Annotated in this window: 16 protein-coding genes; 6 read left to right on the top strand and 10 right to left on the bottom strand. The window is 75.8% G+C overall.

Annotation, left to right across the window (positions count from 1 at the left end; translation table 11 throughout):
- Positions 1-90: 90 nt before the first annotated feature.
- Positions 91-1035, top strand: coding sequence for a 3-methyl-2-oxobutanoate hydroxymethyltransferase (panB, locus tag ACFQH9_RS26265; protein WP_379570039.1), 945 nt, complete (start codon positions 91-93; stop codon positions 1033-1035).
- 56 nt (positions 1036-1091) lie between these two features.
- On the opposite strand, the gene ACFQH9_RS26260 is transcribed toward panB, so the two are convergent.
- Together ACFQH9_RS26260 and ACFQH9_RS26255 are read right to left on the bottom strand one after the other, a co-directional pair.
- The gene (locus ACFQH9_RS26260) at positions 1092-2219 is read right to left on the bottom strand and encodes a glutamate-cysteine ligase family protein (RefSeq protein ID WP_379570037.1); all 1128 of its coding nucleotides are present in this window, start codon (positions 2217-2219) and stop codon (positions 1092-1094) included.
- Between the two features lie 107 nt (positions 2220-2326).
- Entirely contained in the window at positions 2327-3820 is a 1494-nt protein-coding gene (locus ACFQH9_RS26255) for an RNB domain-containing ribonuclease (RefSeq protein ID WP_379570035.1), read from the bottom strand.
- A 1309-nt stretch (positions 3821-5129) separates the two neighbouring features.
- On the opposite strand from ACFQH9_RS26255, the gene ACFQH9_RS26250 reads away from it, so the two are divergent.
- A complete protein-coding gene (locus ACFQH9_RS26250; RefSeq protein WP_379570033.1) occupies positions 5130-5291 on the top strand; it encodes a hypothetical protein in 162 nt (53 codons plus the stop codon).
- Between the two features lie 15 nt (positions 5292-5306).
- Positions 5307-6056: a hypothetical protein gene (locus ACFQH9_RS26245; protein WP_379570031.1), complete on the top strand. Its 750-nt coding sequence runs from the start codon at positions 5307-5309 to the stop codon at positions 6054-6056.
- Between the two features lie 13 nt (positions 6057-6069).
- Here ACFQH9_RS26245 and ACFQH9_RS26240 read toward each other — a convergent pair whose 3' ends face one another.
- The 3 genes from ACFQH9_RS26240 to ACFQH9_RS26230 form a co-directional block, all read right to left on the bottom strand.
- Positions 6070-6807: a maleylpyruvate isomerase family mycothiol-dependent enzyme gene (locus ACFQH9_RS26240; protein WP_379570029.1), complete on the bottom strand. Its 738-nt coding sequence runs from the start codon at positions 6805-6807 to the stop codon at positions 6070-6072.
- Positions 6804-7628: a fumarylacetoacetate hydrolase family protein gene (locus tag ACFQH9_RS26235; RefSeq protein ID WP_379570027.1), complete on the bottom strand. Its 825-nt coding sequence runs from the start codon at positions 7626-7628 to the stop codon at positions 6804-6806. The genes ACFQH9_RS26240 and ACFQH9_RS26235 overlap by 4 nt, the downstream gene beginning before the upstream one ends.
- A 147-nt stretch (positions 7629-7775) precedes the next feature.
- Entirely contained in the window at positions 7776-10121 is a 2346-nt protein-coding gene (locus ACFQH9_RS26230; protein ID WP_379570025.1) for a xanthine dehydrogenase family protein molybdopterin-binding subunit, read from the bottom strand.
- 255 nt (positions 10122-10376) lie between these two features.
- Between ACFQH9_RS26230 and ACFQH9_RS26225 the strand changes: the two genes are divergently transcribed.
- Positions 10377-12038, top strand: coding sequence for a fumarate hydratase (locus tag ACFQH9_RS26225; protein ID WP_379570023.1), 1662 nt, complete (start codon positions 10377-10379; stop codon positions 12036-12038).
- Positions 12039-12147: 109 nt separating this feature from the next.
- Here the strand turns inward: ACFQH9_RS26225 and ACFQH9_RS26220 are convergent, their stop codons facing one another.
- The 3 genes from ACFQH9_RS26220 to ACFQH9_RS26210 all read right to left on the bottom strand — a co-directional run bounded on the left by ACFQH9_RS26220 (position 12148) and on the right by ACFQH9_RS26210 (position 17168).
- Positions 12148-15060 (bottom strand): bifunctional acetate--CoA ligase family protein/GNAT family N-acetyltransferase, encoded by a 2913-nt coding sequence (locus ACFQH9_RS26220; RefSeq protein ID WP_379570020.1) that lies wholly within the window; start codon positions 15058-15060, stop codon positions 12148-12150.
- Between the two features lie 4 nt (positions 15061-15064).
- Positions 15065-16237 (bottom strand): acetoin utilization protein AcuC, encoded by a 1173-nt coding sequence (locus ACFQH9_RS26215; protein WP_379570018.1) that lies wholly within the window; start codon positions 16235-16237, stop codon positions 15065-15067.
- 61 nt (positions 16238-16298) lie between these two features.
- The gene (locus tag ACFQH9_RS26210) at positions 16299-17168 is read right to left on the bottom strand and encodes a sulfurtransferase (RefSeq protein ID WP_379570063.1); all 870 of its coding nucleotides are present in this window, start codon (positions 17166-17168) and stop codon (positions 16299-16301) included.
- Positions 17169-17562: 394 nt separating this feature from the next.
- Here ACFQH9_RS26210 and ACFQH9_RS26205 point away from each other — a divergent pair, with 394 nt between their 5' ends.
- Together ACFQH9_RS26205 and galE are read left to right on the top strand one after the other, a co-directional pair.
- A complete protein-coding gene (locus ACFQH9_RS26205) occupies positions 17563-18285 on the top strand; it encodes a metal-dependent transcriptional regulator (RefSeq protein ID WP_379570016.1) in 723 nt (240 codons plus the stop codon).
- A 207-nt stretch (positions 18286-18492) separates the two neighbouring features.
- Entirely contained in the window at positions 18493-19455 is a 963-nt protein-coding gene (galE, locus tag ACFQH9_RS26200; RefSeq protein WP_379570014.1) for a UDP-glucose 4-epimerase GalE, read from the top strand.
- A gap of 8 nt (positions 19456-19463) precedes the next feature.
- Here the strand turns inward: galE and ACFQH9_RS26195 are convergent, their stop codons facing one another.
- Both ACFQH9_RS26195 and ACFQH9_RS26190 read right to left on the bottom strand, forming a co-directional pair.
- Positions 19464-20618 carry a DUF4192 domain-containing protein gene (locus ACFQH9_RS26195; RefSeq protein WP_379570012.1) on the bottom strand — a complete coding sequence of 385 codons (1155 nt, stop codon included), beginning with the start codon at positions 20616-20618 and terminating at the stop codon, positions 19464-19466.
- Between the two features lie 202 nt (positions 20619-20820).
- On the bottom strand, positions 20821-21464 hold a 644-nt coding region (locus ACFQH9_RS26190), incomplete at its 5' end, for a M23 family metallopeptidase (RefSeq protein WP_379570010.1).

The following is a 21464-nucleotide window of genomic DNA, read 5'->3' as shown; positions in this document are numbered from 1 at the left end:
CATGCGGGTGACACGCTCGTGCCGCCAGACCTGGACGACCCAGACGACCCGGGGACCTGCCGCGCAGGCCTCGAGGGAGGACGGACGACGATGTCCCGCGACACCACACCCCTGCCCCCGAACGGCGGGATCCCCGCGAACGGCGCTGTACAGGGCGGCCCGGCGCAGGGCGGCCCGGCGCACGGCGGCCCGGCGCACGGCGAGGTGCAGGCGCCCTACCGCAGCGCCGCCCCGCAGAAGCGCACCCGCGTGCACCACCTCGCCGAGATGAAGCAGCGCGGCGAGCGCTGGCCGATGCTCACCGCCTACGACGTCTACTCCGCGGAGATCTTCGACGAGGCCGGCATCCCGGTCCTGCTCGTCGGCGACTCCGCGGGCAACAACGTCCTCGGCTACGACAACACCCTGCCCGTCACCGTCGACGAGCTGATGCCGCTGGTCAAGGCGGTCGTCCGGGGCGCCAAGCACGCCCTCGTCGTCGCCGACCTGCCCTTCGGCAGCTACCAGATCTCTCCCGCCCAGGCCCTCGAGACCGGGTTCCGGTTCCTGAAGGAGGGCGGCGCGCACGCCGTGAAGCTCGAGGGCGGCACCCGCTACGCGCCGCAGGTCGAGGCGCTCACCGCCGCCGGCATCCCGGTCATGGCGCACCTGGGCTTCACCCCGCAGAGCGAGCACGCGCTGGGCGGGTTCCGGATCCAGGGCCGCGGCCAGTCCGCCGAGCAGCGCCTGGTCGACGACGCGCTGGCCCTCCAGGAGGCCGGCGCCTTCGCGGTGGTGCTCGAGATGGTGCCCGGCGAGGTCGCCAAACGGGTCACCGCCGAGCTCACGATCCCGACGATCGGGATCGGCGCGGGTCCGGACTGCGACGCGCAGGTGCTCGTCTGGTCCGACATGGCCGGGATGAACCGGGGCCGCAAGCCGCGCTTCGTCAAGCCCTACGCCGACCTCGGCGGGCTCCTGCTGGAGGCGGCGCGCGCCTACGCCGCCGACGTCCGGGGCGGGGCCTACCCCGACGAGGCCCACACCTACCACTGACCGACCTGGGCGAACGGCGCTCCCGCTCCCGTCGGACGAGCGAGAGCGCCGTTCGCTCATGAGGGCCGGGCGACGGGGCGGCGCCGGCGATCGAGGGACCCGCGCAGGGCCGGTACGAGCGGCGCCCGCGCGAGCATCGCGGCGGCCGGGCACTCGCGCGCGCGCCACCGCTCCCGCAGCGACCCGAGCCGAGCGAGGTCCGCCGGACGGTCCGCGAGTGCACGCTCCGCCGCGTCGAGCAGGGCACCCGAGCCCGCGTGCGTCTCCGGGTCGGCCAGCCCCTCCACGGCGACGTGCCGGTGCAGCGCCGCGTCGGGCGTCCGGCGCCGGCCGGGCAGGGTGTCGTCCAGCACCAGGCCGGTGAGCAGGCTGAGCAGCTCGCCGTACAGCTCCGGGTCCGGGCAGGCGTCGAAGGCCTTGAACTCGATCCGCCCGACCTCCGCCGGCAGCCGCGCCGGCTGGGTGAGGGAGGGATCGGAGTCGACCGCGTACGGCGAGCCGGGCTCCAGGAACACCATCGCGGCCGGGCGCAGGCCGGTGCGCACCGCGGTCCGGGCCGACAGCCCGCCCCAGGGTTCGCCGTCGCGGAAGGGCGAGGAGAAGGCGAACGGCACCAGCCACGGGCTGTAGTGGGTGAGCTTCTCGCCGGCGTCGACCAGCGCCGCGCCGTCGAGCCCCGCGACGGACAGGTTCAGGTCCGGCCCGTGCGTGACCATGTGCAGGTGCGCCGTGCGCTCCTCCGGCGAGGCCGTGCGGTGGGCGCGCTCCCAGGCGTTGAGCTCCGGAACGACCGGGTAGCTCGACCGCACCGGGTTGAACCCGATCGGGTACGGCTCCAGGCCGCGCAACCGGGCCTGCCGTTCCAGCGCGGCGAGGTCGTCCGCGAGCGCGCGCACGGCCGCCTCGACGGAGTCGTGGATCCGGGTGCGGATCTCGACGCCCTTGGGGTCGCAGCGGACCAGCGCGCCGGACCCGTCGAAGCGCTCGAAGCCCTCGACGTACCACCGCTTGCGCTTGATGCCCTGGTCGCCGATCCGCAGGTCGGGGTAGTCGGCGGGATCCTCGGGCAGGGCGTCGACGATGCCCTGCAGCTCCTCGAAGGTCGTGTTCGTGAAGTCCGCGAACGCCCCGTCGGCGCGGCGGAACGCCAGCTCGTGCTCGATCCCGTACCTGACCTGCGCCACCCTCGACCTCCACCCCGGCTTTCGTGCCGGCGGACGACGCTAGTCCTGCGAGGGGCCGTCGCGCCGCGTGTTCGTGCGGACACTCGATCGGGGTTGAGCCGTCGGCGTCAGTTCGGTAAGGCGAACCTGACGCGGCCGGTGACGGGATCGGCCTCGACCAGCCGGACCCGGGCGGTCCTGCCCGGCTCGAGGGCACCCTCGCACCGCGCGAGGACGGGCGGATCGGCCAGGAAGACCTCGCCGGGCTCCCGGCGCAGCACCACGCCCGCGAACTCCTCCCCGACCCGGCCGGCGAGCAGCGCCGCCTCCGTGCGGTCCGTGCAGGCCCGGTCGACGCGCGCGGCGAGAGTGTCCGACGCGCTCATCAGGCCGGGCAGGGCCGGGAGCGCCTCCGCAAGCCAGGCCGGCACGTCCCGGCCGGCCGCGAGCGCCAGGCAGACCTCGCTGCCGAACCGGTCGACCAGCCGCCGCAGGGGCGCGGTGACGTGCGCGTACGGCGCGCCGATCCCGCCGGTCGCGGGGTCGGCGGGCGGCGGCGTCCCCGCGCCGAAGGCCGCGTAGGCGGCGCCGCGCAGCAGGGTCGTGGCGGCCCGCCGGACGGCCAGCGCGCGGGGATCGGCCGCGTCGGCACCACCGGCCGGACGCGGCAGCGCGGCGAGCACCTGCGCGGGCGACGCGCCGGCCGGCCAGTCCAGGCCGAGCTCCAGCGCGGTCGCCCGCAGCGTGGCGACCGCCTCGGGGTCCGGCGCCGGCAGGGTCCGCAGCAGGCCCACCCCCGCGTCGAGCATCATCTGCGCCGCGACCTGGCCGGTGAGCAGCGAGATCTCCGCGTTCCAGTCCTCCACCGGGCTGCGGCGGCGGACCCGTACCGTCCACCCCGCCCCGTCCCGCACGACCTCCTGCTCCGGAAGCTCCAGCTCGACCGCCCCGCGCGCGACGGCCCGGGCGCGGCGCAGCGGGCCCAGCTCGGCGAGGGCGGCGATCGCCGGGTGCGGGCTCCCCGCGTCGACCGCGGCCTGCACGCCGGCGTAGTCGAGCCGCGCCGCGGAGCGCACGAGCGCACGCCGGACGTCGGTGCGGCGGACGGCGCCCTCCGCGTCGAGGTCGATCCGCCAGAGCACGGCCGCGCGGGGCCCGTCGGGGAGCAGGCTCGCGGCGTTCTCGGACAGGACCGGCGGGTGCAGCGGGACCGCGCCGTCGGGCAGGTAGAGCGTCTGGCCGCGGCGGCGGACCTCCGCGTCCAACGCGCCGCCGGGCTCGACGACGGCGCCGAGATCGGCGATGGCGTAGTGCACGGTGAAGCCGCGGGGCGTCCGGGTGATGCCCACCGCCTGGTCCAGGTCCTTCGAGCCGGGCGGGTCGATGGTCACCAGCGGGACGTCCGTGGCGTCGACCCGGGGACCGTCGCGGGCGCCGTCGCCCGCGGCCGCACGCTCGGCCTCCGCGAGCACCGCGGCGGGGAAGACCGTGCCGTCCGCGGGCAACCCGAACTCGGCGCGGACGGCGGCGAAATCCGGGACCGGGCGCCGATCGGTGCCGCGGTCCCTGGCCGGGGCCGTGCCGGGGGCCCGGTCTCCGGGACCGCTCGCGGGGCAGGTCACGCGCGCACCCTACGGTCGGACCGGCCCACCTGTGCGGCGGAGCGCCGGGTGTTGTCGTATCCCGAGTCCGATTTCCCAAGTCCCCGCCGGCCGGACGGAGCCGCCCGTGCGCACCGATCCCCCGGCGCCCCCGGCGTCTCCCCCGCCCCCGACCTCGCCGCGAGCCTCGTCTGCACCCGGGACCGCACGGTGCCGAGCGGCCGTCGCACCGTCCAGCCGAACTCGGCGCCGGCACCGCCGGGACTCACTGCCGACCTCGCCCGGGGCCCACTGCTGCGCCGCCCTGGCGGGCGGGCGGGGACTCACTGTCAGCACCGCCAGGACCCACTGCTGACACCGCCTGCCGTCAACTCGCTGCCGGGACGGCCGGGACTGACTGCCTGCCGGCACCGCCCCGCCGGGGACTCACTGGCGGCTCTGCCGCGCCCGCACATCCGGACGGGTGCGCCACACCCGCTCCGGCCCCGCCTCACACCCGGCCCCTCCTCGGCACACCCGGTCGACGGCCCGCGCGACGCCTCACCGGGTGTGCGGGCCCGTGCGCGCGCCGCCTCCGCACCCCTGCCGCCCGGCCACGAGGCCGCTCGGCGACTCGAGCGACGCCGCGTCCCAGCCCGCCCGCCCCGACCGCACACCCGATCAGGCGCGACACAGGCCGTCCACAGGGTGTGCGCGCACGTCAGGGGTGTGCCGCCGCGCCGCGACAGGTGTGCGGTAAACCCGGCGGGTGCGCGGCACTCACGGGTGTGCGAGGCCCGGCGGCGGTGCGGCCTCCCGGCGGGTGCCCGGCGCGCTCCCGGCCGCCGTGCGGCGGCGCGTCCCAGGCTCCCCGGTCGCACACCCCATCAGGCGCCACACAGGCCGTCGACGGGGTGTGCCGCGCACGTCAAGGGTGTCGCCGCGCCGCGACGGGTGTGCGGCTCCGCGACGGGTGTGCGGCTCCGCGACGGGTGTGCGACGCCGCGACGGGTGTGCGGCGCCGCGACGGGTGTGTGGCACCCCGGCGGGTGTGCGGCGCCCGCGGCGGCTGCGCGGCGCCCGCCGGTCGTGCGGCGCCCGCCAGTCGTGCGTCGCCCCGCCGGTCCTGCGCGCCAGTCGTGCGGTGCCTGCCGACACCCTCACGCAGGGGTGTCGCCTCGCCGCATCACCTCGAACGGGCGAGGGGCGGGGGCCGGGCCTACCCGGCGTGCCTCCCGGGTGCCGCCGTCCGGGCGAGGCGCAACACGGTCGTCACGCCCTCCTCTGGACAACTCCGCGGCGAAGGATCAGCCTGGTACGCAAGCGTTCACCGCTACAACCGGGAGGCGTCATGAGGTTGGGCAGGAAGCTGGCGGAGGGTGTCGCGATCGACCGGGAGGCCGACCGCCTCGCCGAGACGCGGGAGCCGGCACCACAGACGCACGAGACGGTCCCGGTCGTCACCGCCGCCCTGGCGGAGGACGCCCCGGCCGAGCGCCCCGCCCGGGTCTGAGACCGGGCCGGGTCGGTGGGCGGTCCCTTCGCCCGCAGCCCGCGCGAACACTCCGACGAGCCCCTGCCGGGGTTCAAGCTCGCGTACCCGATGCTCGCCGCCGACGGCGCGAGCTGCGGGTTCAGCGGCGTGACCCTCGGCAGGGCGCACGTCTACCGCGCGGTGGACGACGCCATCTGCGCGCACGGCTCGCGGCACGCCTGTCCGTCGCGCTGGTGTGACTGCGGGTTCTACTGCTTCCACGAGATGGGCGCCGCGCGCGACCTCGCGTGCGAGCCCGACCATCGCAGCGCGGTGCTGCTGGAGGTCGCGGCGTCGGGGCGGTACCGGCGCTACGAGCGCGGCCTGCGGTACGCCCGCCAGCGTGTGAAGACGGTCCGCATCGGCCGCTGCGACTGCGGCCGCCCCGCCGAGCTGCTGGCCGACTCCGGCGCGGGCAGCGTGGGCTGGCGGCGGCTCCTCCCGGTCTGCCGCAACTGCGCCGCCGACCGGCCGGTGCTCCGCCCCGAGCGGTTCGCCGAGCTCGCGGGCGGGGTGCAGGTGGTGCTGGAGGGCAGCCCGACCGGGCTCGGCGATCCCCCGGCAGACCCGACGGCCGCGGCGCCCGCGGCCGCGGCGCCGGCGGCCCCTGCCGAGGACCCCGGCACCGTCGCCCTCCTCTCCGCCGAGATCGCGGTGCTGCACGCCCGCCTCGACGAGACCCTCGTCCGGTTGGAGGAGGTGCAGGCGCGGCTGGACGAGCTCACCCGCCGCGACCGCCCCTGATCGGCGCGGGCCCTCACAGCCAGGCGGGCAGCTCCGGCACCGGCCTGGGCTCGCCCTCGGGGGTGACCGCGCGGATCCGGCGCGGACGGCCGCGGCCCGACACCCACGCCGCCAGGTCGGCGACGGGTGCCTCCACCGAGACCTCCGGCGGCGTGCCCTCCGCCGCCGTCGACCACACCTGGTTGCGGTCGCTCGCGACGAGCTGCACCGCCGGCACCCCGGGCCGCGCCGCGAGGTTCGCGACGACGTCGGCGACGAGCTCGCACAGCATCGGCTGCGGGAAGTCCTCGAAGGAGGCGCCGACGTCGAGGTCGACGGAGTGGATCCACATCTCCCGCGCCCGCATCCACGCGATCTCGGTGGCCGGCACCTCCTGCCCCTGCCGGTTGCGGATGCTGCGCGACCACGCCTCCTCGGGCATCGCCTTGACGACCTGGGCGAGCTTGTCCGAGGTCGCGACCACGTCCTCGCGGATCGCCGCGGGCTCCCGCCGCGACCCGCTCTCGATGTCCGCGTCCCGCTGGGCGTCGTCGGCGTAGGCCGGGGTCTCCTCCCCGGTCCGCGCCCAGTGCAGCAGGTTGACCATCGCCTCGGCGTTGCGGGCGACGTGGCTGAGCACGTGCGCACGGGTCCAGCCCGGCAGCGCGGACGGGGCGCGGAAGGCGTCGTCGCCCATCCGGTCCATCAGCCCGCGCAGGTGCGCCGCGCCGTCGCCGGCCCACGCCAGCGACCGCTCGAGCGTGCGGGTCATTTCGCGAGCCGGCAGACGTTGCGGCACTCGCCGATGCCCGCGATCGCGGTGACCAGCTCGGCGCCGTCCGTCAGGTACCGCGGGGGGCGGCGGGCGTGGCCGACGCCGCCGGGTGTGCCGGTGGCGATGACGTCGCCCGGGTTGAGGGTCAGGATCGCCGACAGGTAGACGACCAGGTCGACCGCCCCGAACACGAGCTGGTCGGTCGTCGAGCTCTGCATGACCTCGCCGTCGAGCGTCGAGGAGATCGCCCACCCGCCCTCGGGCAGCTCGTCCGGCGTGACGAGCACGGGGCCCAGCGGCGTGCTGTGTTCGAACGTCTTGCCCTGCAGGAACTGCTTGGTCCGGTTCTGGTAGTCCCGGACGCTGACGTCGTTGAGGATCGTGTAGCCGGCGATCGCGGCCCGCGCAGCGGCCTCGTCGGCGTGCCGCACCGGCCGCCCGATGACCACGGCCAGCTCGGCCTCGTAGTCGACCTGCTCGGACACAGTGGGCAGCTCGATCTCGTCGTACGCGCCGACCAGCGCGGGCGCGTACTTGGCGAACACCGTCGGGTACTCGGGCAGCTCGTTGCCCATCTCGAGGACGTGATCGCGGTAGTTCAGCCCGACGCAGATGATCTTCTCGGGCGACGGCACCAGGGGCGCGTAGTCGAGCCCGTCGACGGCGTGCGACGGGCCGGCCGCGGCCGCCGCGTGCTCGGCCCAGTCCGGGCGGGACAACAGGGCCCGCAGGTCGGCGTCGCCGGTCTCGGTCGCCCCGGTCGCGTCGACCCGGACCGCGCGCGTCCCCGCGGCGGTCCGGATGGTGGCCAGCCTCATCGCGTGCGCTCCACGCTCGCTCCTCGCGTCACGGGCAAGAGTCTGCGCCACCACGGGTCCGTTTTCAGCCCCGGGGGTGGGTGCCGGGCGCACCCACCCCCGGACGGCCGAACGTGCCCGTCGATCATGCGACCGTCCGGCCGCGTCCTAGATCGCGCCGGACTCGTCCTGCGAGTCGCCGCCCCGCACCGGCAAGCCGGCGAAGACGTCCGCGGGCTCGCGCCACTGCGCGCCGCCGCCCGTCCGGACGGCCCGCCAGATGCGCTCCGGGGTGCACGGCAGGTCGACGTGCGTGACCCCGAAGGGGCGCAGCGCGTCGACGATCGCGTTCTGCACCGCCGGCGTGGAGCCGATCGTGGCGGACTCGCCGATCCCCTTCGCGCCGAGCACGTTGCGGGGGGTGGGCGTCTCGGTGGTGACGGCCTCGAACGGGAAGAGGTCCGCCGCGGTCGGGATGTGGTAGTCCGCGAGCGTGGCGGTGGTCGGGTTGCCCTCCGGGTCGTAGAGGACCTCCTCGTACAGCGCCTGCGCGATGCCCTGCGCGAGGCCGCCGTGCTGCTGCCCCTCCACGAGCAGCGGGTTCAGCACGCGCCCGCAGTCGTCGACCGCGATGTGCGCCCGCGGCCGGACGCGGCCCGTGTCGGTGTCGACCTCGACCACCGACAGGTGCGCGCCGAACGGGTAGGTGGCGTCGGCCTGCTGCTCGTCGACCCCGGCGAAGATCTCCCCCTCGGCCGCCACCTGCTCCCACGTCACGGTGGCCGACGGCACGCCCGTCACGCCGAACTCCCCGTCGTCGGTGAGCGCGACGTCGTCCGGGTTCGCCTCGAGCAGCGCCGCCGCCCGCTGGATCGCCTCCTTCAGGACGTCGTCGGCCGCGACCCGGACCGCGGACCCGCCCATCTGCAGTGACCGCGAGCCGCCGGTGCCGCCGCCGCGCGGCACGCTCGCGGTGTCCGACTGCTCGTAGGTGATCTTCTCCATTGGGATGCCGAGCCGGTCCGACACGAGCATCGCGAACGACGTCGCGTGCCCCTGCCCGTGGGCCGAGGTCCCCGCCTGCACCGTCGCCGTACCGTCCGGATGCACCCGCACCGAGCCGTACTCGCTGCCCCCGCCGCCCGCGGTGATCTCCACGTACACCGACACCCCGATGCCCAGCTGTACCGGGTCGCCGGCCTCGCGGCGCGCGGCCTGCTCCTCGCGCAGCTTCTCGTAGTCGGCGAGCCGCAGGGCCTCGCGCAGCGGCAGGTCGTAGTCGCCCACGTCGTAGTGCGCCCCGACCGGCGTGGTCAGCGGGAACGCGGCGGGATCGAGGAAGTTGCGCCGGCGCAGCTCCACCGGGTCGAGGCCGAGCTCGGCCGCGGCGATGTCGACCAGCCGCTCGAGGTGCGCCGCGGCCTCCGGCCGGCCCGCCCCGCGGAACGCGCCCATGGGCGTGGTGTTGGTCAGGGCGGCGACGGCGTCGTACCCCACCTTCGGGATGTCGTAGACGCCGGGCGCCATCACGTAGGTCATGTGCAGCGGCAGCGCCCCGCCGAACCCGGCGTAGGCGCCCGCGTCGCCGACGACCCGGCAGCGCAGCCCGGTCATCCGCCCCTCGCGGGTGAGCCCGAGCTCGTAGTACGCGACCTGGCCGCGCCCGTGCGGCATCGAGACGAGGTTCTCCGAGCGCGTCTCGACCCACGCCACCGGGCGGCCCAACGCCCGCGCGGCGCCGACCGTCGCGGTGTGCTCGGCGATCATCCCGGCCTTGCCGCCGAACCCGCCGCCGACGTTCGGCGCGATCACCCGCACCGCCTCCGGCTCGAGCCCGAAGAGGCCCGCGAGCTGGGCCCGGAAGCCGTGCGGCATCTGGGTGGACACGTGCACGACGAGCTCGTGGTCGGCGTCCGTCGGGTCGACCAGGATCGCGTTGCCCTCCAGCGGCACCACGGCGATCCGCTGGTTGACCATCCGGGCCCGCACGACGACCTCGGCGCCGTCGAGCACCGCGGCACCCTCCGCCGACCGCAGCCCGGCCGCCACGTTGGAACCGGCGTCGGGGAACTGGAGCGGGGCGTCCGCAGCGAGCGCCGCCTCGGGGTCGACGACGGCGGGCAGCGGGTCGTAGTCGACCTCGACCAGCTCGGCGGCGTCGACCGCGGCGGCCTTCGACTCGGCGACGACGAGCGCCACGGCCTCGCCGACGAACCGGACCCGGTCCGTGGCCAGCGGCGGCCGGGGCATGTCGGGGTTGAGCACCATCAGCCCGTGGTGCGCGGGGAGCTTCAGGTCGGCGGCGGTGTAGACGGCGACGACGCCCTCGGCCGCCGCGGCCGCGGAGGTGTCGATCGCGGTGACGGTCGCGTGCGCCAGCGGGGAGCGGACGAACGCGGCGTGCAGGACGTCCGTGCGGCCGGCGACGACGTTGCCGACGTAGGTGGTGGCGCCGGTGATCAGGTCGGGGTCCTCGATCCGCCGCACGGCGGTCCCGAGAATGGAATGAGGCATGTGACTCACATTACGACGTGCGGGTGGAGAAACCAGCCCGTTGTTTGACGCGGGCGGGCGGGTCCGGGAGGGTCGTGGGTGCCCCCCTCCAACCCCCACCGCGGCTGCCGGTCCCCGGTGTGCCGTCGGTGGCGCCAGGGGTGACCGGACCGGTCGGGGGCCGGTCCGGTCACCCGAGCGGCCCGTGCGGAGCGGGGCGAGCATCACGCCCGTGAGGTGCCGGTCCCGGCACGGGGCGGAGGTAGCGTCCCTCCCATGCCCGAGTTCCACCACACCGACGTGCTCCCGCTCGGGGACGACGCGACCGAGTACCGCGAGCTCGACCTCCCTGCCGGGAAGGTCGTCGAGGCGGCCGGCCGGACGTTCCTCGAGATCGATCCCACCACCATCACCGGCCTGGTCCGCGAGGCCGTCAAGGACATCCAGCACCACCTGCGCCCGAGCCACCTCGCGCAGCTGCGCGCGATCATCGACGACCCCGAGGCCTCCGGCAACGACCGGTTCGTCGCCACGGACCTGCTGCGCAACGCCTGCGTCTCGGCGGGCGGCGTGCTGCCGATGTGCCAGGACACCGGCACCGCGATCGTCATCGGCAAGAGGACCGAGACGGTGCTGACCGGCGGCGCGGACGAGGAGGCCGTCTCGCGCGGGGTCTTCGAGGCCTACGACGAGCTCAACCTGCGGTACTCGCAGATGGCACCGCTGTCCTTCTGGGAGGAGAAGAACACCGGCACCAACCTGCCCGCGCAGGTGGAGCTCTACGCGGCGCCGGGCCGGGAGCCGAGGTACGAGTTCCTGGTGATGGCCAAGGGCGGCGGCTCGGCCAACAAGACCTTCCTCTACCAGGAGACGAAGGCGCTGCTGAACCCGAAGAAGCTCGCCGCGTTCCTCGACGAGAAGCTGCGCTCGCTGGGCACCGCGGCCTGCCCGCCGTACCACCTCGCCGTCGTGGTGGGCGGCATGTCCGCGGAGTACACGCTCAAGGTCGCGAAGCTGGCCTCGGCGCGCTACCTCGACGCCCTGCCCACACAGGGCTCCGAGCTCGGGCACGCGATCCGCGACCCCGAGCTGGAGCAGCAGGTCCTCGAGCTGACCCGCAACTTCGGCATCGGCGCGCAGTTCGGCGGCAAGTACTTCTGCCACGACGTCCGGGTGATCCGGCTCCCCCGCCACGGCGCCTCGCTGCCGGTCGGCATCGCGGTGTCCTGCTCGGCGGACCGCCAGGCCAAGGCGAAGATCACCCCGAACGGCGTGTACCTCGAGCAGCTCGAGCGCGACCCGGCCAAGTACCTGCCGGACGTCACCGAGGAGCAGCTGTCCGAATCCGGCGCCGACGAGGTCGTGAAGATCGACCTCACCCGCCCGATGGCGGAGATCCGCGCGACGCTCTCGCAGCTGCCGGTGAAGACCCGCGTCTCGCTGACCGGCCCGCTGGTGGTGGCCCGCGACATCGCGCACGCGAAGATCGCCGAGCGGCTGGAGGCGGGCGAGCCGATGCCGCAGTACATGAAGGACCACCCGGTGTACTACGCCGGGCCGGCCAAGACCCCCGAGGGCTACGCGTCGGGCTCCTTCGGCCCGACGACGGCCGGGCGGATGGACTCCTACGTCCGGCAGTTCCAGGAGGCCGGCGGGTCGCTGGTGATGCTGGCCAAGGGCAACCGGTCGAAGCAGGTCACCGACTCCTGCGCGGCGAACGGCGGGTTCTACCTGGGCTCCATCGGCGGCCCCGCGGCCCGGCTGGCGCAGGACTGCATCCGCAAGGTCGACGTGCTGGAGTACCCGGAGCTCGGCATGGAGGCGGTCTGGAAGATCGAGGTGGAGGACTTCCCGGCCTTCGTCGTGGTGGACGACAAGGGCAACGACTTCTTCGCCGAGACCAGCACCCCGACCCTGCAGGTCACCTTCCGCACCTGACCGCCCGCGTCATGGAACCATGATGCGCGAAACAGCCACCTTCTCGCGCATCATGGTTCCATAACGCTCTCGAAGACGACCAAACTGCGCATCATGGTTCCATCCTGCGTCAGCCGAGGCGGCGGGGGCCGTGGTCGTCGCGGGTCGGCGGGGGGCCCAGCACGACCCGGGCGCCGGTGACGAAGGCGCCCTCGGGCGAGGCCAGCACCGGGTCGAGCGCCAGCGAGCGCACCTCCGGCAGCGCCTCGGCCATCGCCCCGACCCGCAGCGCCAGGTCCTCCAACGCGGCCAGGTCGGCCGGGTCGGAGCCGCGGTACCCGGTGAGTAGCGGCGCCGCCCGCGGCGCGCGGATGAGCGCCGCCGCGTCCTCGGTCGACAGCGGCACCACCCGGAAGGCCCGGTCGTCGAGCAGCTGGGTGGCCATCCCGGAGATGCCGAAGGACAGCAGCGAGCCGAACGACGGGTCCTCCGCCACCTCCAGCACGCACGACGTGCCCCTCGGCGCCATCCGCTGCACGTAGACCTCGTCCTTGCCGGTCACCCGCTCCAGGTCGGCGAACGCGCGGCGCACCGCGGCCGCCGAGCCGAGGTCCAGGCGCACGCCGACCAGGTCGGTGCGGTGTCGCCACTGGTCCCCCACCGCCTTGAGCGCGATCGGGTACCCCAGCTCCTCGGCGGCCCGCTCCGCGGCCTCGACGCCCCGGGCCCGCCGGAACACGGTGACCGGGATGCCGAAGCACGTCAGCAGCTCGACGGCCTCGTCGTCCGTCAGCGTGCGGGTCTTCCCGTCCGCCTCCGCGCCCACCCCGAGGCGCTCGAGCAGCGCCCGCGCCCGGTCGACGTCGATCCCGTCCGGCTGCACGAACTCCCCGACCGGCATCTCCCGCCACTCGGCGTACCGGGCGACCCGGGACAGCGCCTGCACCGCGCGCTCGGGGCTGGCGTACGACGGCACCGACCCCGGCCCGGGCGTGCCGTCCGGCAGCGCGACGGCGAGCTCGTCCGGCACGCCCTCCATCGCCAGGAAGACCGCGGCCACCGGCTTGTCCGCACCCGCGCCCCGGCCGGCGGTCTCCCGCAGCACCCGCGCGTACTCCGCGCCCGGCGTGGCGATCGGCGGCACGAACACCACGACGATCGAGTCCGCCCCGGCCTCGCCGTCGGCCTCCAGGGCCCGGCCGACGGCCGCCGCGAACTCCTCCGGGGACGCGGCCGCGCCGACGTCGACCGGGTCCCCCGCGGTCTCCATGCCGGCGTCCCGCAGCGCGTCGGTGACCAGGACGTTCAGCGCGGTCGAGTTGCCGACGACCGCGACCCGCCGGCCCTTCGGCAACGGCTGGTAGGCCAGCAGCAGCGCGGTGTCGAACAGCTGGGCGATCGTCTCGACCCGGATGACGCCGGACTGCTCGAACAGCGCCCGCACGCTCGCGTCGTCGATCGGGACGGCGCTCTCCCGGAGCCGCTCGGGCCGCGCGTGCCGCCCGCTCTTCACCGCCACCACCGGCTTGGTGCGGGCGAGCCGGCGCGCGAGCCGGCCGAACTTGCGCGGGTTGCCGAAGGTCTCCAGGTAGAGGAGCACCACGTCGGTCGCCGGGTCCGTCTGCCAGTACTGCAGCAGGTCGTTGCCGGAGACGTCCGCACGGTTACCGGCGGAGACGAACGTCGACAGCCCGAGGCCGCGGGACTTCGCCGTGGCGAGGATCGCGGTGCCCAGCGCGCCGGACTGGCTGAAGAAGCCGACCCGGCCGCGCGGCGGGAGGTCCGGGGCGAGGCTGGCGTTGAGCCGGACCTCGTCGGCGAGGTTCGCCACCCCGAGCGCGTTCGGCCCGACCACCCGCATGCCGTGCGCCCGGGCCTCGGCGACCAGCTTGCGCTCGGCGCTCACGCCGTGCCCGCCGGCGTCGGCGAACCCGGAGCTGATCACGACCAGCGCCTTGACGCCCTTCTCCATGCAGGAGTCCATGACCTCGTCGATCCCCGCGGCGGGGATGGCGACGACGGCCAGGTCGACCGGGTCGGGGATGTCCGTGACCGACGGGTAGGCGCGCACTCCGCGCACCGACCGGGCGTCGGGGTTCACCGGGTACACGGGCCCGGTGAAGTTGGCCTTCAGCAGGTTCGACAGGACGGCGTGGCCGATCTTCGACGGGTCCGTGGAGGCTCCGATGACCGCCACCGAGGTCGGGTTCAGGACGTTCGCCACGCTGCGGGCCTCGGCGGCCTGCTCCCGGGAGTCCCGCACGGCGAGGGAGCGCTCGGTGGGGTCGATGTCGAACTCGAGGTGCAGCACGCCCTCGGCGAAGGCCCGCCGCACCTGGTACCCGGCCTCGCGGAAGACGCGGACCATGGCGTGGTTCTCCACCAGCACCTCGGCCTCGAAGCGGCTCAGCCCGTTCTCCCGGGCCGCCGCCGCGAGGTGCTCGAGCAGGATCGAGCCCAGCCCGCGGCCCTGGTGGTCGTCCCGCACCACGAAGGCGACCTCGGCCGAGGACACCGGCTCGTCCGGCTTGTCGGGATCGCTCAGGCCCTCGTAGCGGCCGACGGCGATGATCTCGTCGCCGAGCAGCGCGATGAGGGCGACCCGCTTGTGGTGGTCGACGGTGACGAACCGCTCGAGGTCGCGCGGGGGGATCCGCGGGTAGGGCCCGAAGTAGCGCAGGTAGCGGGTGCGGTCGGACAACCGCTGGTGGAAGTCCAGCAGCGCGTCGGCGTCCGAGGGCTGGATCGGGCGCAGGTGCACGATCCGGCCGTCGGAGGCGACGATGTCCGCCTCCCAGTGCCGCGGGTAGGCGGGCCCGACGACGGGTTCGCCCGGTGGCACCGGGGCGGTCGTCTCGGGCTGGCCGGCCGCGCCGCCGTCGGCCGGGGTGCCGGCCGTGGTGCCGGCCGTGGCGCCCTCGGGGGCACCGGTCGTCGGGGGCTCGGCGGTCACCGTGCCGGACGGGGTGCCGGACGGGGTGCCGGTGGGGTGGCCGGCGGGAGCGCCGGTCGGGTCGGCCGGACGGGGTGCGCGTTCAGGCATGTACTCAGTCCCGGGGGTCGTCGGGGTCGAGGCCGTGGAGGGGGAAGACGGCCCGTCGGGTGTCGACGAGGCCGCCGTCCACCCGGTCCGCCCGGCCGTCCCCCCACGGGGAGTAGGAGGGGTCGGCGTCGTCGGTCATGGCGACCGGCAGCGGCATCCGGGTGAGCGAGGTGGCGTGGGCGGTCCAGTCCGCGGGGATGGACGTCGCCGGGTCGAGGTCGCGGTCGAGGACGGTCGCGAGCAGGTGGGTCCAGGCCCGCGGGACCACCCGGAACAGCGCGTACCCGCCGCCGCCGAGCACGAGCCACTTGCCGCCGGCCGTGGTCTCGGCCAGCTCGCGCATCGCCTGGTAGGTGGCGCGCTGCCCGTCGACCGACATCTCGAGGTTGGCCAGCGGGTCCTCGGCGTGCGCGTCGGCACCGCACTCGCTGACCAGGATCTGCGGACGGAACTGCTCGAGGAGCGAGGGCACGATCGCGTGGAACGCGCGGCGCCAGCCCGCGTCCCCGGTACCCGGCGGCAGCGGGATGTTCACCGCGTACCCCTCGCCCTTGCCCTTGCCCAGCTCCGCCGACCAGCCCGTGCCCGGCCACAGCGTGAGCGGGTGCTGGTGCAGCGAGATGGTCATGACGCGCGGGTCGTCGTAGAAGGCCGCCTGGACGCCGTCGCCGTGGTGCACGTCGACGTCGAGGTACGCGATGCGCTCGTAGCCCTGTTCGAGCAGCCACGCGATGGCGACGGCGCAGTCGTTGTAGACGCAGAACCCGGCCGCCCGCCCCGGCATGGCGTGGTGCAGCCCGCCGGCGATGTTGACGGCCCGGTCCGCGCGGCCCTCGGCGATCTCGCGGGCGGCGAGCAGCGAGCCGCCGCAGATGAGCGAGCTGGCCTCGTGCATGCCGAAGAAGATCGGGTTGTCGTCCGTGCCGAGCCCGTGCCCGACGTCGAACGGCATCTCCGGGGCGGACTTCACCGCCGTGAGGTAGCCGGGCTCGTGGACGCGCAGCAGGTCCTGCTCCGTGGCGGGCTCGGGTGCCAGCAGCTCGACGCCGTCGAGGACGCCCAGCCCGCTCGCCAGCCGCATGGTCAGGTCGAGCCGCACGGGATTGAGCGGATGGTCGTCCGAGAGCTGGTAGGTGAGGAACTCCGGCGTCCAGACCACCGAGGTGCGCGGGCTCATGACGCGGACGGTAGGCGAATCGCGCGCGTGCGGCCACGTGCAGGAGGTCCCGGCGGGGTCCTCACCGCTGCCCCGGATCGCCCGGCTCCGCGCCGGTCGCGGCAGGCCGGCGGCGGTCGGAGCTCCAGTCCGACCACGAGCCGGCGTAGAGCGCCGCGGGCCGCTCCGGCGGGCGCAGCCCGGCCACCTCGAGGGCCAGCACGACCGAGGCCGCGGTGACCCCCGAGCCGCAGTAGGCCCCCACGGCCCCCCGGCCCACCCCCAGCGCGCGGAACCGCTCGGCGAGCTCCTCGGGCGGGAGCCACCGCCCGTCCGGTCCGACATGCTCGGTGAACGGCGCGTTGACCGCGCCCGGGACGTGCCCGGCGCGCGGGTCCACGGGCTCCTGCTCGCCGCGGTAACGCACGGCGGCGCGGGCGTCGAGCAGCACGCCGGCACCCGCGATCGCCGCCGCGCCCTCGGCGTCGACGACCGGCATGCCGCCGGGCCGGACCACGATCGTCCCGTCCCGGGTGGCCGACGCCCCGGACTCCTCGGGCAGTCCCGCGGCCCGCCACGCCCTCCAACCGCCGTCGAGCACCGCGACGCGGTCCGCGGGCAGCCCGGCCCAGCGCAGCAGCCACCAGGCGCGTGCCGCGACCGAGCCGTCGCCGTCGTCGTACGCGACCACGCGCGAGCCGGCCCGCACGCCGCACCGCCGCAGCGCCTGCTCCAGCCGGGCCACGGACGGCAACGGGTGTCGCCCGCCGAGCCCGCCGGACCGCTGCGGGTCGGCTAGCTCGGAGTCCAGGTCGACGAACCCGGCGCCCGGGACGTGCCCGGCCAGGTGGTCGGGGCGGCCGGGCGGGCCGCCCAGCCGCCAGCGCACGTCGAGCACGACCGGCCGGTCCGGCGCGTCCAACAGCGCCGCGAGGCCGGCAGGGCTGATCAGCGGCGCGCTCCAGCCCGGCTCGGCAGCCGTCCCGGCACGCCCGCCGGGGTGCGTCTCGCGGCTCGCTCCGGGGTCGGGCCCGGCGTTCGGCTCGTGGATCGACGGGGACACGCGCACCATCCTGCACGGTCTATCCTTGGGCGGAAGCGTCCGCCGCTCACGGGCGTCGTCGCCCCGCGCTGCTCGCGGCGGCACCCGGGGCGGGTGACGGAGGGCGTCGCACGGCACCGGGCCCGGCCCGGAGCTGCGGGCGTCCTCCCACCGTCTCCCACCACGCAGCAGCGTCCACCCACCGACCATCGCGGGCGCGAGCACCGCGAGCCACCGCCGACAACGCTGCGACGACGCTGCGACCGGCGCCGCTAGACTGGTCAGACGAACGAAGGGGCCGGCCGTGAACGATCTCATCGACACCACCGAGATGTACCTCCGGACCATCTACGAGCTGGAGGAGGAGGGCGTCGTCCCGCTGCGCGCGCGGATCGCCGAACGCCTCGGGCAGAGCGGTCCGACCGTGAGCCAGACGGTGGCCCGCATGGAGCGCGACGGCCTCGTCGTCGTCGCCGGCGACCGCCACCTCGAGCTGACGGAGGACGGCCGCTCCCGCGCCGTCGCCGTCATGCGCAAGCACCGCCTCGCCGAGCGCCTCCTGATCGACGTCATCGGCCTCGAGTGGGAGCTGGTCCACGCCGAGGCGTGCCGCTGGGAGCACGTGATGAGCGACGCGGTGGAGCGCAAGCTCGTCGCGCTGCTCGACGATCCGCAGGTCTCGCCGTACGGCAACCCGATCCCCGGGCTCGACGAGCTGCGTGCCCCCGAGCGCCACGAGAGCGCTCCGCGCGCCTCGGCGCCGCCGACCCTCGAGGTCGGCCTGCAGCGCCTCGACGAGTTCGCCCGTCGCGGCGGCGGCCGGGTCGAGGTGCGCCGCATCGCCGAGCACGTGCAGGTCGACGCGGACCTCATGGGCGAGCTCAAGCTGGCCGGGATCGTGCCGGGCGGCGACGTCGAGGTGGGCGGCATCCCGCGGTTCGGCGACCCGGTGCCCGTCACCTCGAGCGGCGAGACGGCCACCGTCGCGCCGCTGATCGCGCACGCGGTCCTCGTCCGCGCGGTCTGAGCGGGCACTCCCGCCCGTGCGGGCCGCTCCGCGGCGGCCCGCACCCACGCCCGTCCCACCACGAGCCCCGGCCCGGCCGCCGGGGCTCGCGGCGTGTCCGGAGCCGGATCCCTCCGCCCCGGGACCGCGTGTCCGGGGCCGGACGCGGGGAACCGGCCGGGCCGTGAGACCGTTCCGCGGAGGAGTGCCGGACCCAGGGAGGACCTCGTGAAGCTGCTCGTCACCGGAGGCGCGGGCTACGTCGGCAGCGTCAACGCGGCGCACCTGGTGGAGGCCGGGCACGAGGTCGTCGTGCTCGACGACCTGTCGACCGGGCACGCGGACGCGGTGCCGGAGGGCGCGCGCTTCGTCGAGGGCGAGCTGTCCGAGGCGGCGGGCCCGCTGCTGGCCGAGGGCTTCGACGGGGTGCTGCACTTCGCGGCCCGCTCGCTGGTCGGTGAGTCGGTGGAGAAGCCGCAGCTGTACTGGGACAACAACGTCGTCCGCACCTTCCGGCTGCTGGAGGCGATGCGCGAGCACGGCATCCCGCGGCTGGTCTTCTCCTCCACCGCCGCGGTGTACGGCGAGCCGGAGCAGGTGCCGATCCGCGAGGACGCGCCGACCCGGCCGACCAACCCCTACGGCGCCAGCAAGCTCGCCATCGACACCATGATCACCTCGTACGCCACGGCGCACGGGCTGGCCGCGGTGAGCCTGCGGTACTTCAACGTGGCCGGCGCGCACGGCCGCTTCGGCGAGCGGCACGCGGTGGAGACGCACCTGATCCCGATCGTGCTGCAGGTCGCGGCGGGCAGCCGGGAGTCCGTCGCGATCTACGGCGACGACTGGGACACCCCGGACGGCACCTGCCTGCGCGACTACATCCACGTCGACGACCTGGCCGACGCCCACCTGCTCGCCCTGCAGAAGGCGGAGCCGGGGCGGCACGGCATCTACAACCTCGGCAGCGGCCGCGGCTTCTCCGTGCTCGAGGTGGTGGAGGCCTGTCGCGCGGCGACCGGGCACCCGATCCCCGCCCGCGTGGCCCCGCGGCGGGCCGGCGACCCCGCCGTCCTCATCGCCTCCAGCGAGCGTGCGATGACGGAGCTGGGCTGGAACCCCACCCGCACGGCCCTGGAGGCCATGGTCGGCGACGCCTGGCGCTTCGCGCAGGACCGCCTGCCGGTCTGAGCGCGCACTCACCGCTCCTGCTCCAGCCACGCCCGGATCTCCCGCGGGCCCCAGCCGCCGTCGAGCGCGACCCGCAGGGTGGCGGCGAGCCGGTGGGCCGGGTCGGCGCGGAGCGCCCGGTCGAGGGCCACGTTGGCCAGCGCGCCGTCGCCCCGGAGCAGCGCCGAGACGGCGAGCAGCGCGGCCGGCGTCGCGGCATCCCTTCCGGGGCCGGTCCGGGCCAGTGCCGCCCAGAGCTGTTCGGCCGCCGGCGCGGACGGCCCGACGCAGGCGGCGAGGGCCTCGTCGCGGAACCACGGCCGCCTCAGCGCAGACGCCATCGCCCCGGCGAGCCGCCGCCCGACGACCAGTCGCCCTGCCGCGGCGTCGGCCAGGGCCTCGCGCAGCATGCGCCGCGGGTCGGCGGCCGGGGTCCGCTCCGTCGGTCTCCCGCTGCCGGACCCCGGTGATCCGCCACCGCCCGGAGGACCGGCGGGCCCGGCGTCGGGGCCTCCGGCGGCCAGGGCTGCGGCCTCCGCGGACCCGGCCGGTTCCAGCATCTGCTCCAGCTCCTCGCGCGAGTCGCGGAGCACGGCGCCCCGCGCGACGGCGGTGGCGGCCAGGACGGAGCTCGCCGGGTCCGGCAGGGTGCCTGCGCAGCCGCAGTCGTGCAGCGGGTAGCAGCGCCAGGGAGCGCCGGCCGCGATCTCCGCGGCCCACGCCACGGTGTGCACCCCGATCTCCCGCTCGAGCAGGGCGAGCGTGGCGGCGCCCGCGACGTCGGCACGCGGCGGCCGCTCCGGCTCCCCCGGCGCGGGCGACGACGGCACGCCCCCGCCCACGACCAGCACGGCCGCGCCCTCCGGGTCGTCCCGGCACAGCGCGGCGGCCGCGGACTCGCAGAGCGCGGCCACGAGCTCCGGCTCGTCCGGCGGGGGCAGGTCCACCCGCAGGGTCAGACCGACCCGCCTGCCCCGCGGCCCGCCCGTCCCGATCAGCACCAACGAGTCCCGCGGCCGGAACCCGATCAGCACGGGGACCGCGGCGAGCAGCCCCTCGGTGCCGACCCGCACCGGCGGCTCGGAACCACCCGGCAGGACGGGAACGGCGGGATCGACGGGATCGGCGGGTTGGGCGGGCTCGGCGGGATGTGAGGAGGGCGGGACCGGAGGCACGGGGCTCATGGCGGCAGCCTGACCCGCCCGGCCGACCTCCGGCAGCCGTCCTCGCCGGCGCTGTGGACAACCCGGGCACCGGGCACCGCGGACCGCGGCCGTGACCGGGCCTGTGGACGGAGCGGGGCGCACGGCCCAGCGGATCGGTCGTCAGGTCGTCGCACGGCCGTACCGTCCGGTGGTTGTCCCCGCGGACCTTCCCGGCTGCGGCTCAGGTGTAGCCGATCCCCTGCTCGTCGAGCCACGGCTTGGGGTTGATCTTGGTGCCGGCCGTGGTGGTGACCTCGATGTGCAGGTGCGGCCCGGTGGACTGGCCGCGGTTGCCGACCTCGGCGATCTGCTGCCCGGCCTCGACCTTCTGCCCGACGCTCACCAGCGACCGGTTGATGTGGCCGTAGGTCGTGATCGTGCCGTCGGCGTGCTGCACGCGGACCCACAGCCCGAAGCCGCTCGCCGGGCCGGAGCTGACGACGGTGCCGGCCAGCGGGACGTGGATCGGCGTGCCGATCGGCGCCGCGATGTCCAGCCCCTGGTGCGGGGCGCCACCACGGATGCCGAAGCCGGAGGAGACCCGCCCGGCCACCATCTGGATCCCGCCGCCGGCGGCTCGGGAGGCCCCGAGCGTCGCCAGCTCCTCGGCCTGCCGGGCCGTCTCGGCCTCCGCGGCCCTGCGCGCGGCCTCGGCTTCCTCGGCCTCCTCGGCGGCCCTGCGGGCGGCGTCGGCCGCGGCCTGGTGCAGGTCGGCGGCCTTGACCACGTCCGCGACGACGTCCGCACCGGTGACCGGCCCGGCGCTCGTGCCGGGGGCGGCCACTGCGGGGGCCGCCGCGACCGGCGCGAGCGGGACCCGGACCG

This window comes from Pseudonocardia lutea (genome assembly GCF_042658055.1).
Taxonomy (GTDB): domain Bacteria; phylum Actinomycetota; class Actinomycetes; order Mycobacteriales; family Pseudonocardiaceae; genus Pseudonocardia; species Pseudonocardia lutea.
Note: the sequence above shows the minus strand (reverse complement) of the source record. Positions and strands in the feature narration are given on the sequence as shown.